This is a genomic window from Streptomyces sp. NPDC051207, assembly GCF_040682395.1.
Lineage (GTDB): Bacteria > Actinomycetota > Actinomycetes > Streptomycetales > Streptomycetaceae > Streptomyces.
In genome coordinates, this window is sequence record NZ_JBFBAX010000041.1 from 1 (window position 1) to 13,699 (window position 13,699).

The 13,699-nt window shown below is 72.6% G+C and carries 9 protein-coding genes and 1 pseudogene; 5 read left to right on the forward strand and 5 right to left on the reverse strand.

The window, feature by feature from the left end; all coding sequences use genetic code 11:
- The 3 genes from AB0M97_RS27920 to glgB form a co-directional block, all read left to right on the forward strand.
- A partial coding sequence (locus tag AB0M97_RS27920) for an alpha-glucosidase C-terminal domain-containing protein (RefSeq protein ID WP_365963745.1) occupies positions 1-258 on the forward strand: 258 nt, incomplete at its 5' end.
- Between the two features lie 148 nt (positions 259-406).
- Positions 407-1,810, forward strand: coding sequence for a maltokinase (locus AB0M97_RS27925; protein WP_365963746.1), 1,404 nt, complete (start codon positions 407-409; stop codon positions 1,808-1,810).
- A 22-nt stretch (positions 1,811-1,832) separates the two neighbouring features.
- Entirely contained in the window at positions 1,833-4,541 is a 2,709-nt protein-coding gene (glgB, locus tag AB0M97_RS27930; RefSeq protein ID WP_365963747.1) for a 1,4-alpha-glucan branching enzyme, read from the forward strand.
- 92 nt (positions 4,542-4,633) lie between these two features.
- Here the strand turns inward: glgB and AB0M97_RS27935 are convergent.
- Together AB0M97_RS27935 and AB0M97_RS27940 are read right to left on the reverse strand one after the other, a co-directional pair.
- Positions 4,634-6,860, reverse strand: a pseudogene (locus AB0M97_RS27935) (ATP-dependent DNA helicase).
- A 354-nt stretch (positions 6,861-7,214) separates the two neighbouring features.
- Positions 7,215-8,621, reverse strand: coding sequence for a cation:dicarboxylase symporter family transporter (locus tag AB0M97_RS27940; RefSeq protein ID WP_365963748.1), 1,407 nt, complete (start codon positions 8,619-8,621; stop codon positions 7,215-7,217).
- 167 nt (positions 8,622-8,788) lie between these two features.
- On the opposite strand from AB0M97_RS27940, the gene AB0M97_RS27945 reads away from it, so the two are divergent.
- Both AB0M97_RS27945 and AB0M97_RS27950 read left to right on the forward strand, forming a co-directional pair.
- Positions 8,789-10,426 (forward strand): sensor histidine kinase, encoded by a 1,638-nt coding sequence (locus AB0M97_RS27945; protein ID WP_365963749.1) that lies wholly within the window; start codon positions 8,789-8,791, stop codon positions 10,424-10,426.
- Positions 10,423-11,139: a response regulator gene (locus AB0M97_RS27950; protein WP_365963750.1), complete on the forward strand. Its 717-nt coding sequence runs from the start codon at positions 10,423-10,425 to the stop codon at positions 11,137-11,139. Before AB0M97_RS27945 ends, AB0M97_RS27950 begins: the two co-directional genes overlap by 4 nt.
- Positions 11,140-11,216: 77 nt before the next feature.
- Here AB0M97_RS27950 and AB0M97_RS27955 read toward each other — a convergent pair whose 3' ends face one another.
- From AB0M97_RS27955 to AB0M97_RS27965, 3 genes are all read right to left on the reverse strand, one after another.
- Positions 11,217-11,777: a hypothetical protein gene (locus AB0M97_RS27955; RefSeq protein ID WP_365963751.1), complete on the reverse strand. Its 561-nt coding sequence runs from the start codon at positions 11,775-11,777 to the stop codon at positions 11,217-11,219.
- A 302-nt stretch (positions 11,778-12,079) separates the two neighbouring features.
- On the reverse strand, positions 12,080-12,898 hold the full coding sequence (locus tag AB0M97_RS27960) for an SDR family NAD(P)-dependent oxidoreductase (protein ID WP_365963752.1): 819 nt from the start codon (positions 12,896-12,898) through the stop codon (positions 12,080-12,082).
- Between the two features lie 116 nt (positions 12,899-13,014).
- The gene (locus tag AB0M97_RS27965; protein ID WP_365963753.1) at positions 13,015-13,554 is read right to left on the reverse strand and encodes a nuclear transport factor 2 family protein; all 540 of its coding nucleotides are present in this window, start codon (positions 13,552-13,554) and stop codon (positions 13,015-13,017) included.
- Positions 13,555-13,699 lie beyond the last annotated feature (145 nt).

Consider the following 13,699-nt stretch of genomic DNA (forward strand, 5'->3'; position numbering starts at 1 on the left):
TCCTACACCGAACTGCCCTCCTCCAACCCGGCCGTCCTCGCCTTCCTGCGCGAATACGAGGACGACCTCGTGCTGTGCGTCCACAACTTCTCCCGCTTCGCACAGCCCACGGAGCTGGACCTCAGCCAGTTCCACGGGCGGCACCCGGTCGAGCTGTTCGGCGGGGTGCGCTTCCCGGCCGTCGGTGACCTGCCGTACCTGCTCACGCTCGGTGGTCACGGCTTCTACTGGTTCCGGCTGCGTGAAGAGCCCGCGTAGGGACCGTGCGGGGGCCGCGCAGGGGCCGCCGTAACACAGGAGCACGTGGCGCACATCTCGGACCCCGGGCGGGGCGAAGCGTTTCTCCCGCTCCGCCCGGGGCACGCATCAGTAACACCCCGACGACCCGGGGAAAGGACGCGACGCCATGTCGGAAGCCGTCACCCGTACCCTCACCACACCGCCCGGCCTCCTTGCGTCACTGGACCCTCTGCTGCGGGAGTGGCTGCCGCGGCAGCGCTGGTTCGCGGGCAAGGGGCGCCCCGTCACCGGGTTCACCCTGGTATCGGCCACCGAGCTGCTGCCGGCCAGTTCCCGGCTCGGCCTGTACCACCTGCTGGTCCGGGCCCAGCAGCCGCTCGTGCCCGGGCACAGCGCCCCCGGCGGCCCGGGCGACTGCTACCAGTTGCTCATAGGAATGCGCGAGGCGCTGCCGCCCCGGCTGGCGCCCGCGCTGATCGGACACGTCACCGAGGGACCGCTGACCGGACACACGATCTACGACGCCCTCCACGACCCGCGGCCCGCCGAGCTGCTCCTGGAGGCCATGCGCACCCGGGCACGCATCGGCGGGCTCCGCTTCGAGCGGGACCCGGACGCGGAGATACGGCCCGGTCTGGTCCCGCGCGTGATGACCGCCGAGCAGTCGAACTCGTCCGTCGTCTACGGCGACACCCTCATCCTGAAGCTGCTGCGCCGGATCGTGCCCGGCATCAATCCCGACCTGGAACTGCCGCTGGCGCTGGCCCGGCGCGGCAACCCCCGGGTCCCCGCCCCTGCGGCCTGGATGGTCGCGGACCTCGGCGACGAGCCGTACGTCCTCGGCGTCCTCCAGCCGTTCGTGCGGGGCGCGGCCGACGGCTGGGAGCTGGCGCTGCGCCGGCTGGCCAAGGGCGAGGACTTCTCCGCCGCGGCCCGGGAGCTGGGGCGCGCGACGGCCGAGGTGCACACGGCGCTCGCCGACGCCCTGCCGACCGCCACCCTCGGGCACAGTCAGATCCAGGCCCTGGTCGACGGCATGATCGAGCGCCTGGAGGACGCCGTCCAGGCGGTGCCCACGCTGCGCCCCTACTCGGCGGGCCTGCACTCGGCCTACGAGGCGCTGGGCGATCTGGCCGCCGAGGGCCGCACCTGGACCGCGCAGCGCGTCCACGGCGATCTGCACCTCGGGCAGTGCCTGCGCTCGCCGTCGGGCCAGTGGTGGCTGATCGACTTCGAGGGCGAGCCGTCGAAGCCGATGGCCGAGCGGCGCATGCCGCAGCCCACCGAGCGGGACATCGCCGGCATGCTCCGGTCCTTCGACTACGCCGCGCAGTCGGCCGACCCGCCCGCCCCGGAGTGGGCCCGGATGTGCCGGGCCGCGTACTGCACCGGGTACGCGGACGTCGCGGGCCGCGACCCGCGCACCGATCCCGTGCTGCTGCGGGCCTACGAGACGGACAAGGCGGTCTACGAGGTCGTCTACGAGGCCCGGCACCGCCCCGACTGGCTGCCGGTACCGCTGTCCGCGATACGGCGGCTGGCCGCGCCCGACGGTACTGACCTGATGTGACTTCGCCGAGGAGGCTCCGCCCGTGACCCCGCGACTCCCGTCCAGCGGTTCGGACCCGAAGAAGACGGCCGAGCAGACGAACGCCGCGAAGGCCGCGACGCAGGCGGCCACGGCCGCGAAGAAGACGGTGGCGAAACAGGCCGCCGCCGCACCCGCTCCCGCGAAGAAGACCGTGGCGAAGGAGGCCTCGGCCAAGAAGGCCGTCGCCAAGAAGACCGTGGCGAAGAAGGCCGTGGCGAAGAAGGCTGTCGCCAAGAAGGCGGCGGGCAAGAAGACTGTCGCCGAGAAGGCCGTGGCCAAGAAGGCCCCGGGCAAGAAGACTGTGGCCGAGAAGGCCGTGGCCGCAGGGGCCGCCAAGACCGGGGCGAAGAAGACCGTGGCGAAGAAGACCGCAGGCAAGAAGACCGCGGGCAAGAAGGCCGTGGCGCGGATCTCCCCCGAGCAGACCCCCGCCGCGCGTGCCGGTGCCGTCGGCACGTCCCCCGCCGAGGCCGCCCCGGCCGCCGTCACCCCGCTCACCCCGCCGGAGATGGACGTCGTGCTCTCCCCCGCCGTCACCGCCGCCGACCGGGACCGGCTGCTCGCCGGAACCCATCACGCCCCGCACTCCGTGCTCGGCGCCCATCCGCTGCCCGGTGGGGGTGTCGCCGTGCGGGCCTTCCGGCCGTACGCGCTGGCGGTGACCGTCGTCGCCGGGGACCTGCGGACCGAGCTGCACGACGACGGGGACGGCTTCTTCTCGGGACTGCTGCCGCTGGAGGACGTGCCGGAGTACCGGCTGCTGGTGACGTACGAGGGGGCGGTCCAGGAGACCGAGGACGCCTACCGCTTCCTGCCCACGCTCGGCGAGCTCGACCTGCACCTGATCGGCGAGGGCCGCCACGAGCAGCTGTGGACGGTGCTCGGTGCGCACCCCATGACGCACCAGGGCGTGCCCGGCACCCGCTTCTCGGTGTGGGCGCCGAACGCGCGGGGCGTGCGGGTGGCCGGCACCTTCAACTTCTGGGACGGCACCGGGTTCCCGATGCGCTCGCTCGGTGGGACCGGTGTGTGGGAGCTGTTCGTGCCGGGGATCGGCGAGGGCGAGCTGTACAAGTTCGACATCACCCGGCCCGACGGCTCGCACGTCCTGAAGGCCGACCCGATGGCGCGCCGCACGGAGGAGCCGCCCGCGACGGCGTCGATCGTGACGTCCTCCGCCTACGAGTGGGGCGACGGGGAGTGGCTGGCGCACCGCGCGGACAGGCCCGCGCACGAGGCCCCGATGTCGATCTACGAGCTGCATCTCGCGTCCTGGCGACCGGGGCTGACGTACCGTCAGCTCGCAGAGCAGCTGCCCGCGTACCTCAAGGACCTGGGCTTCACGCACGTGGAGCTGATGCCGGTCGCCGAGCATCCCTTCGGCGGCTCCTGGGGCTACCAGGTCACCGGCTTCTACGCGCCGACGGCCCGGCTCGGCACGCCCGACGACTTCCGGTTCCTGGTCGACTCGCTGCACCAGGCCGGCATCGGGGTGCTGATGGACTGGGTGCCCGCGCACTTCCCGCGCGACGCGTGGGCGCTCGCCGAGTTCGACGGACGTCCGCTGTACGAGCACTCGGACCCGCTGCGGGCGGCCCACCCCGACTGGGGCACGCTGGAGTTCGACTTCGGCCGGCGCGAGGTGCGCAACTTCCTGGTGGCGAACGCCCTGTACTGGTGCGAGGAGTTCCACATCGACGGGCTGCGCGTGGACGCGGTCGCCTCGATGCTCTACCTCGACTACTCGCGCGAGCCGGGCCAGTGGACACCGAACGAGCACGGCGGCCGGGAGAACCTGGACGCGGTGGCGTTCCTCCAGGAAATGAACGCGACGGTGTACCGGCGGGTGCCGGGCGTGGTGACGATCGCGGAGGAGTCGACGGCCTGGGACGGCGTCACGCGGGCCACGCACCACCAGGGCCCGAGCGGCTTCGGCGGGCTCGGCTTCGGACTGAAGTGGAACATGGGCTGGATGCACGACTCCCTGGAGTACATGTCCAAGGAGCCCGTGCACCGCAAGTACCACCACCACGAAATGACCTTCTCGATGGTGTACGCGTACAGCGAGAACTACGTCCTGCCGATATCGCACGACGAGGTGGTGCACGGCAAGCGGTCGCTGGTGTCGAAGATGCCGGGCGACTGGTGGCAGCAGCGCGCCAACCACCGCGCCTACCTCGGTTACATGTGGGCCCACCCCGGCAAGCAACTGCTGTTCATGGGGCAGGAGTTCGCGCAGGGCGCCGAGTGGTCCGAGGCGCACGGCCCCGACTGGTGGCTCCTCGACCCGAACTACGAGGCGGAGGCGGAGCACCGGGGCGTGCGGGACCTGGTGCGGGACCTGAACGCCGTGTACCGCGACGTCCCGGCGCTGTGGGAGTGCGACACGCACCCGTCCGGCTTCGAGTGGGTGGTCGGGGACGCGGCCGACGACAACGTCTTCGCGTTCCTGCGGTACGACGCCGAGGGCGCGCCGCTGCTGGTGGTGTCCCACTTCGCGGCGGTGGTCCGGCCGGACTACCGGATCGGCGTCCCGGACGACGTGCCGGCCTGGCACGAGGTCCTCACCACCGACGCGGAACAGTACGGCGGCAGCGGCGTCACCAACCCCCACCCGGTCAAGCCGGAGCCGCAGGCCTGGCACGGCCGCCCGGCGAGCATCCGCCTGACCCTGCCGCCCCTGTCGACGATCTGGCTGCGCCCGGCGTAGCAGTCACCGTCGGGTGGGCACGCGACGCCCGTCGTCCCAGGGGACGAGGGCGGTCGCGTGCCCCGCGGCGAGTGCGTCACCGTCGTCCGGGGTCAGTCCCGGGCCGCCGCCTCCGCGAGAGCGCCGGGCAGGTCGCCCGTGTGCAGCACGCCGAGTCGCTGCGTGGCCCGGGTCAGTGCCACGTACAGGTCGCTCGTGCCGTAGCGGCCGGGCTCGACCACCAGGACCGAGTCGAACTCCAGGCCCTTGGCCTGGCGCGGGTCGAGCAGCACGACCGTGTGCGTCAGGTCGGGCTCGGCGCCGGCCGTCACGCCGTCCAGCCGGGCGGCCAGGCGGCGGTGCAGGTCGCGCGGGGCGATGACCGCGAGGCGTCCCTCGTCGGGGGTGAGCTCCGCGACGGCCTCGGCGACGGCGCCGGGCAGGTCGCCGGTGGCGGATCCAGGGCCGTACGCCCGTGGACCGCACCGAACCGGGCGGTTCGAAGCCGGGATGCTCGGCGCGCACGACCGCTGCCGCGAGGTCCATGATCTCGGCGGGCGTGCGGTAGTTGACGGCGAGCCGGGTGTGGACCCAGCGGTCCTCGACATAGGGCTGGAGGATCCTGTCCCACGCGCCGACCCCGGCGGCCTCGGCGGTCTGCGCCGGGTCGCCGACCAGCGTCATCGAGCGGGTCGGGCTGCGCCGCATCAGCAGCCGCCACGCCATCGGGGACAGCTCCTGCGCCTCGTCCACGATGATGTGCCCGAACGCCCAGGTACGGTCGGCGGCGGCGCGCTCGGCGGCGCTGCGCCGGTCCTCCTCCTCGTGGCGCTCGGCGAACCGCTCGGCGTCGATGATGTCGTGGGCGGACAGCACCTCCGAGTCCTCGTCGCCCTTGTCGTCGAACTCGTAGGTGCGCGACGCGTACGACACGTCGAGCACGCCCTGCGCGTAGGCGACCTGTGTCTCCCGTTCCCGCTCGGCGTGCTCGCGTGCCAGGCGGTCGTCCTCGCCGAGGAGTTCGGCGGCCTCGTCCAGCAGCGGCACGTCCGCGACGGTCCACCGCCGAGTCACCGGGCGGCGGACGGCGGCGGCGTCCTCGGCGCTGAGGAACTCCTCGGGCGCGGCGAGGAAGTCGGCGACGAGGCGCTGCGGGGTGAGCCGGGGCCACAGTTGGTCGACGGCGGCCCAGACCTCGGGGTTCTCGGCGAGTTCGTCGCGGATCTGCGTGATGTCGCCGGCGCCCAGCAGGCTGGAGCCGTCGAAGGGGTCGGTGCCGATGCGCTCGGCGTACAGGTCGGTGAGCGTGTTGAGGATGTGTCCCTCGAAGTGCTCGCGGGCCGTGTTGTGCGGCAGCTTCGCGGCGCGGGTGCGGTCGCGGGCGACGCTCACCAGGCCCTCGTCCAGCATCAGGATCTCGCGGTCGTGCTCGATGGCGATCACCGGGTCGGGCAGCGCCTGCCGGCTGCGGACGACCGCGGCGAGGACGTCCGCCATGCCGGCGCGGCCCTTCACGGCGGCGGCCTCGGGCGGGTCCGTCGCCGTGGCCTTAACGCCGGGGAACAGTTCGCCGACCGTCGCGAGCAGTACGCCGGTCTCGCCGAGGGAGGGCAGTACCTCGCCGATGTAGCCGAGGAAGGCGGGGTTCGGGCCGACGATCAGCACGGCCCGCTTGGCGAGCAGTTCCCGGTGCTCGTACAGCAGGTAGGCGGCGCGGTGCAGGGCGACGGCGGTCTTGCCGGTGCCGGGGCCGCCCTCGACGACGAGCACCCCGCGGTGCGGTGCGCGGATGATGCGGTCCTGGTCGGCCTGGATGGTCCGCACGATGTCGCCCATGCGGCCGGTGCGGGCGGAGTTCAGGGCGGCGAGCAGCACGGCGTCGCCGGACGGGTCCTCGTGCCCGGTGCGGGTGTGGTCGCCGAGGTCGAGGATCTCGTCGTGCAGGCCGGTGACGCGGCGCCCGTCGGTGGAGATGTGCCGCCGGCGCCTGAGGCCCATCGGGGTGTGCCCGGTGGCCAGGTAGAAGGGGCGGGCGACGTCGGCGCGCCAGTCGATGAGGACGGGCGTGCGCTCGGCGTCGTCGGCGCGCAGCCCGATCCGGCCGATGTGGTGGGTGATCCCGGAGGTCAGGTCGAGGCGGCCGAAGCACAGGGAGCCGTCGACCGCGTTCAGCGCGGCGAGCAGCCCGGAGCGCTCGGCGACCAGGATGTCCCGTTCCAGCCTGGCCTGCTGGGGGGTGTTGCCCTGCGCGAGCGCGTCCGTGAGGGAGGACTCGGTGTCGCCACGCAGCGCGTCCACGCGTGCGTAGAGCCCGTCGATGAATTCCTGCTCGTGCCGCAATTCATCGTCCGGAAATTCGGTGTTTGACAATTCCGCTCCCGCCCGGATATACTTTGCCCAGTGAACTTCTCCGTGACCATATGCATGACGTCATTAAGGCGCCCTTCATGCGAAGTCACGAATCATTGAATATACGCAGGGAAATCCCCCGGACGCAATTGCGTCCGGGGGATTTCTCTGTGCCGTCGGCCGGGCGCAGGGGCTGGACCGGTGCGCGGGACGGACCTCCGTGGACCCGCGGTTCAGGCGCGGGTCCACGGAGGTCCGGGAGGGACGGGCCGGAGCCGGGCGCGGGCTCGGCCGCGGCCGAGGCGGGGTGCGGGCGCCTCGACGGGGTTCCGGTGTGCGGCTCGGTCAGGCCTTGGTCAGGTGCTTCTCGCCGTCGCCCCGGCCGGGCAGGCCCGCGTGCGGGTGGGCGTCGGGACCGTCCGCGCCGCCGTGGCCGTCGTCCAGCAGGGTCTCCTCGTCGAACGGGACGCGCCCGGCGAGGACCGCACCGACGCGCTCCTTGTCGATCTCCTTGGTCCAGGTGCCGATCAGGACCGTGGCGACGGCGTTGCCCGCGAAGTTGGTCAGGGCGCGGGCCTCGCTCATGAAGCGGTCGATGCCGACGATCAGGCCGATGCCGTCCACGAGGGCCGGCTTGTGCGACTGCAGGCCGCCGGCCAGGGTGGCGAGACCGGCACCGGTGACACCGGCCGCGCCCTTCGAGGCGACCAGCAGGAACAGCAGCAGCGGGATCTGCTCGCCGACCGACATCGGCGTACCCATGGCGTCGGCGATGAACAGCGAGGCCATCGTCATGTAGATCATGGTGCCGTCGAGGTTGAAGGAGTACCCGGTCGGGACGGTGATGCCGACCACCGGCTTGCTGACGCCCAGGTGCTCCATCTTCGCGATGAGCCGCGGCAGCGCGGACTCCGACGAGGACGTGGACAGGATCAGCAGGAACTCGCGGCCCAGGTACTTGAACAGCGTGAGGATGTTCAGACCGGAGACGACCCGCAGCAGCACGCCGAGCACGACGAAGACGAACAGCACGCAGGTGACGTAGAAGCCGAGCATCAGGACGGCGAGGCTCTTGAGCGCGTCGAGGCCGGCCGAGCCGGTGACGGCGGCCATGGCGCCGAACGCGCCGACCGGGGCGGCCCACATGATCATGGCGAGGATGCGGAAGACGAGCCGCTGGATGTGCTCGATGCCGCGCAGGACGGGCTGCCCGGCCCGGCCCATGGCCTGAAGCGCGAACCCGCACAGCAGGGCGATGAGGAGGGTCTGCAGGACCTCGCCCTCGGTGAACGCGGACACGATGGTCGTCGGGATGATGCCGAGCAGGAAGTCGGTGGTGCTCTTGGCCTCGGCGTCGACCTGCGCGTGGCCGGTCTCCTTCACCGCGTCGGTGATCGCGAGGCCGGTGCCCGGCTCCAGGAGGTTGCCCACCACCAGGCCGATGCCCAGCGCCACCAGCGACATCACCAGGAAGTACACCAGGGCGATACCGCCCACGGCGCCGACCTTCGCGGCCTTCCGCACCGAGCCGATGCCCAGCACGATGGTGCAGAAGATGATCGGCGAGATCATCATCTTGATCAGGTTCACGAAGCCGGTGCCGATCGGCTTCAGCTCCACCGCGAAGTCGGGAGCGATCAGCCCCACGGCGATACCGAGGGCGACCGCGACGATCACCGCGATGTACAGATAGTGGGTGCGGTCCCGCTTGGCGCGGGGTGCGGCAGGTGCCGTATCGGCTGCGCTGGTCACGGCGGCCCTCCTTGGCGACGTCGTCGGCATTACCGGCGTGCGGCTCACGCCCGGGGGTGGTCGGGGAATGCCGTGACTATGTCGTGGGCTGTGAGTGCGGTCACCCTTCCGTTCATTTAGTTCACCGCCGGATCGTTCACCGCAGGACGGGGAGGCACACTGACGGCATGCGCATCCCCGTCCCCCGGCCCCGCTCCCTGGCCGGCCAGCTCTTCGCGATGCAGGCCGTGCTGATCGCGGTCGTCGTCGCCGGGTACGCGCTGTTCACCTACGCGGGCGACCGCAGCCAGGCGCAGGAGGCGGCCGGCCGGCAGGCCACGGCGGTGGCGCGTACGGTCGCGGAATCGCCGTCGGTGCGGGAGGCGATCCGCACCGCCGACCCGTCGGCCGTGCTCCAGCCGTACGCGCAGCGGGTGGTGCGGCACGCCGAGGTCGACTTCGTCACGATCATGAACCCGCGGGGCATCCGCTGGACCCACCCCGACCCCGAGCAGATAGGGCAGCGCTTCCGGGGCCACACGGCGCCTGCTCTCGCGGGCCGCACCTTCACCGAGACCTACACCGGCACGCTCGGCCCGTCCGTGCGGGCGGTCACCCCGGTCCGGGACGGCGACCGCATCGTCGGACTGGTCAGCGCGGGCATCCGGGTCGACGCGATCAGCCGGCGGGTACGGGGCCAGCTGACGGCGCTGGTCGGCGTCGCGGCGGGCGCGCTGCTGCTCGGCGCGGTCGGCACGTACGTCATCAACGCCCGGCTGCGCCGCCACACGCACGGCATGAACGCGGCCGAGCTGAGCCGGATGCACGACTACCACCAGGCGGCCCTGCACGCGGTGCGCGAGGGGTTGCTGATGCTGGACGGGCAGTACCGTGTGGCGCTGATCAACGACGGCGGACGGGAGCTGCTGGGGGTGTCCGGCGAGGTGGTGGGCAGGTCGGTGGCGGAGCTGGGGCTGCCGGCACCGCTGACGGGCGCGCTGCTGGCGTCGCAGCCGCGGATGGACGAGGTGCACCTGACGGCGGACCGGGTGCTGGTGGTGAACACCTCTCAGGTGTCGGGCGGCGAGCGGCGCGGCACGGTCGTCACCCTGCGCGACGTGACGGAACTCCAGTCCCTGATGGGCGAGCTGGACTCCGAGCGCGGTTTCACGCAGGCGCTGCGCTCGCAGGCGCACGAGGCGGCGAACCGGCTGCACACCGTCGTCTCGCTGATCGAGCTGGGCCGGGCGGAGGAGGCCGTGGACTTCGCGACGGCGGAGCTGGAACTGGCGCAGGCGCTCACGGATCAGGTGGTGGCGGCGGTGAGCGAGCCGGTCCTCGCCGCGCTGCTGCTCGGCAAGACGGCCCAGGCCAACGAGCGGGGCGTGGAGCTGGAGGTGTCCGAGGACAGCCACCTGGACGACAGCCTGCTCCCGGCCGGCCTGCCCGCCCGGGACCTGGTGACCATCCTCGGCAACCTGATCGACAACGCGGTGGACGCGGCGCAGGGCAGCGCCCGGGCCCGGGTGACGGTGACGGCGTACACGCGGGGCGGGGAGCGGGCGGAGGGCGCGGAGCTGCTGCTGCGGGTGGCCGACACCGGGTCCGGCGTGGACCCGGCGCACGCGGAGGAGGTGTTCCGGCGCGGCTTCTCCACCAAGCCGGCGGGCCCCGGCGGACGCGGCCTGGGCCTGGCCCTGGTCCGCCAGGCGGTCCACCGGCACGGGGGCACGCTCGCGGTGAGGGAGGCGGAGGGCGGCGGCGCGGCGTTCGAGGCGCGGCTGCCGCTGCGGGAGCCGGCCCGTGCGGGGGGTGCCGGCGTATGACGGGCGAGGCCGCCGGGGCGGACGGGCAGCCCATCCGGGTCCTGGTCGTGGAGGACGACCCGGTCGCGGCCGACGCGCACGTGATGTACGTGGGCCGGGTGCCGGGCTTCGTCGCCGTCGGCAAGGCGCACAGCGGGGCGGAGGCGCGGCGGGCCCTTGAGCGCACGCCGGTCGACCTGCTGCTGCTCGACCTGCACCTGCCGGACGTGCACGGGCTGCACCTCGCCCGTTCCCTGCGGGCGGCCGGGCACCACGCCGACGTGATAGCGGTGACGTCGGCACGGGATCTGGCGGTGGTGCGGGAGGGGGTGTCGCTGGGGGTGGTCCAGTACGTCCTGAAGCCGTTCACCTTCGCCACCCTGCGGGACCGCCTCGTACGGTACGCCGAGTTCCACGCGGCCGTCGGCGAGGCGAGCGGGCAGGAGGAGGTGGACCGGGCCCTGGCGGCGTTGCGGGCGCCGGGCCCGGCGGCACTGCCGAAAGGGTTGAGTGCGCCTACGTTGGAGCGGGTGACGAGGGCTTTGCGGGGGGCGGAGGAGGGGCTGACTGCCGCTGCTCTGGCGGAGTCTGTCGGCATTTCGCGGATTACGGCCCGGCGGTATTTGGAGCACCTGGTGGAGGTGGGCCGGGCGGAACGCAGGCCGCTGTACGGGCAGGTGGGGAGGCCGGAGTTGGTCTATCGGTGGGTTTCGGGGGTGGGGCGGGGGCGTTAGGGGGTGGCGTCGTCGAGTTCGGCGGCCCGGGCGCGGGCTCGGGCGGCTTCGGTGGGGGAGTCGGCGCGGGTACGCCGTCAGGCGGGAGTTCTGCTCGCCCTCGGCGCTCGCGCGTACAGCAGGACCTGGATGCCGAGGCCGGCCACCGCGAGTGCCTCCAGCACGGACAGCGCGACGAGCAACGCGCCGCCCTCCTCGCTGGCCCAGAACACCACCAGCGCGGCCAGCGGCACGCCGCAGAACGCGGTCAGGTCGATCACGGCCTGGATCCTCTTGCGGGACCGGCGGCGAGTGTCGCCGCGGTGGTAGGCCTCCCAGCCGAAGGTGGGGAAACTCCCGTCGGCGGAGGCCAGTCGGGCGAGTCGAGGCCCCAATTCGTCTCGCACGTAGTGCCCGATGGCCGTGATCTTCTCGTCGTTGACGAGGTAGGTCCAGCCGAGCACGAGACACACCGGCGGCAGCGCGAGCAGCATGGCGGGCTGCTTGGCCTGCGCCGCAGCGGCGATGACGGCGGCCACGACCGCGAGCGTGACGTACAGCAGGTTGTCCCGGAACCCGATGCGGGCCTTCTGCTCGTCCTTGACGGTCTGGTACTCGGCCAGCAGCAACTGCCCGACCGTGACGTCCTGCTCCGGCATGCGTTCCACTCCCCCGATGCCCCGTTGCGTAGCCTGGGTAGCGTTGCACACGTCGTCGTCGGGCAGTCAACGCCACTGCGCAGCGTGCCAGTTGGGGCTGGCCTGGGCGAGTGCCGCAGAACCGTCCCACCGCCGTCGTCCTGACGCGTCGCAGGCCTCCACGAGCCGCGGGCGTTCCACCACCTCACCGACCCCACCGAAGCCCTCCGCACCCTCATCCGCGACATCAAGGCCGGGAAGGCCGACCACTTCCTCCAGTGAAGACGGGGGGAGCGGGCGGCCTGTGCGCGGGACGTGCGGCGTCATCCGGTCAGGTAGCCGCCGGAGACGTCGACGTCCGTCCCGACCAGGGCAGCCGCGTCGGCCGAGCCGAGCCACATCATCACCCGCGCCATCTCCTCGGCCGGGACGATGCGCTTGATCGGGTAGGCCTGGGCGATCTCCTCGTACGTCATGCCGAAGGCCTCCGCGGCCCGTCGCAGCATGGGGGTGTCCACGGCTCCCGGGGCGAACGCGGTCACCCGGACGCCTTCGGCGGCGTACTCCAGCGCGGCCACCTTCGTCAGCGAGGCCACCGCGTGCTTGCTGGCGTTGTACGGGGCGATCGTCGCGAACCCGACCTCCGCGGAGATCGACGCGGTGTTGACGATGACGCCGCCGCCTTGAGCGAGCATCCGCGGGATCTCGTACTTCATGCCGAGGAAGACGCCCGCGGCGTTGGTCCGCCACACGTCCGTCAGGTCACGCAGCGACTGCTCGTGCAGGCGCACCGCGCGGGGGCTCTCCACGCCCGCGTTGTTGTACGCGACGTCCACGCGCCCGTACCGTTTGACGCAGGCCGCCACCAGGTTCTCGACGTCGGCCTCCTCGCGGACGTCGGCGCGCTGGTACGTGGCCTCCCCGCCGGACGCGCGGATGCCGGCTTCGACGCGGTGGCCGAGGTGTTCCCGGCGCCCGCAGAAGAAGACGCGGGCCCCCTCGGCGGCCATGAGCCGGGCCGCCGCCTCGCCGATGCCGGAGGTGGCCCCGGTGATGAGCACCACCTTGTCCGCGAGGCGCCCGGCGGGCTGGGCCGCCGGACTGTCCTGTTCCCTGCCGCGGGCCGCGGCGGGGCGCGGCACCGCCCCGACCGCCAGCCCCGCCGCCGTCGCCCCGAGGAGCCGGCGCCGCGACGCCCGCGCCGATCCGTGAGGAGTGGGTCCATCAGGGGTCGGTCCCTGAGATACGCGCATGGCGGTCAGCTCCGTTCGGTGAGACGGTCGGGCAGCGGGGCGAGCGGGTAGACGCGCCAGAAGAACGCGTCCGCCGCGTGCTGGTCCCCCGCGAAGTTGACCGCCTCGGCGATGCGCCGGCCGCGGATCCGGAACGCCAGCGCCCAGGTGATGTCCAGACCGGCCGGTGCCGTGCTCCAGCCGCGGTGCAGGTCGACGACCCAGTCACCGTCCGCGGCCAGGAACAGGGTCTGCGCCTTGAACCCGGCACGGCCCAGTTCGCGGAAGAAGGCCAGCACTTCCTCGACGCCTTCCTTGGTGCCGGCCAGTGGGTGGTGGCCCGGGATGGTCCACCGGATGTCCGGCGCGAAGAACGGCCGGAGGGCTTCGAGGTCGCCCGAGCCGTACGCCTCGTAGTACCGCCGTATCAGCCGTACGTTGGGGTGCTCGGCCGCGCCCGGCGCCGCCTGCGCGGCCTGCGTGCCGGCCAGCGACGCGGCGAGCAGCCCGGCCGCGCCGAGTCCCGTGCGGCGCAGCACCTCGGCCCTGCTCATGGATTCGCCCATGGATCCGCTCCCGTCTGTTCCGTCAGGTGCGCGCGAGCCAGGAGGGCGGTCGTCAACGCGGCCCCGGCGGCGCGCGGTTCAACGGAATCAGCCGGGATGCGGTGCGGTCCAATACCCGTGCCCATACGCTTCGGGCATGGATGCG

Excerpts from the sequence above, each read along its gene's own strand:
- AB0M97_RS27925 (WP_365963746.1), top strand. The coding sequence starts at position 407 with ATGTCGGAAGCCGTCACCCGTACCCTCACCACACCGCCCGGCCTCCTT.
- AB0M97_RS27945 (WP_365963749.1), top strand. The coding sequence starts at position 8,789 with ATGCGCATCCCCGTCCCCCGGCCCCGCTCCCTGGCCGGCCAGCTCTTC.
- AB0M97_RS27950 (WP_365963750.1), top strand. The coding sequence starts at position 10,423 with ATGACGGGCGAGGCCGCCGGGGCGGACGGGCAGCCCATCCGGGTCCTG.
- AB0M97_RS27955 (WP_365963751.1), bottom strand. The coding sequence starts at position 11,777 with ATGCCGGAGCAGGACGTCACGGTCGGGCAGTTGCTGCTGGCCGAGTAC.
- AB0M97_RS27965 (WP_365963753.1), bottom strand. The coding sequence starts at position 13,554 with ATGGGCGAATCCATGAGCAGGGCCGAGGTGCTGCGCCGCACGGGACTC.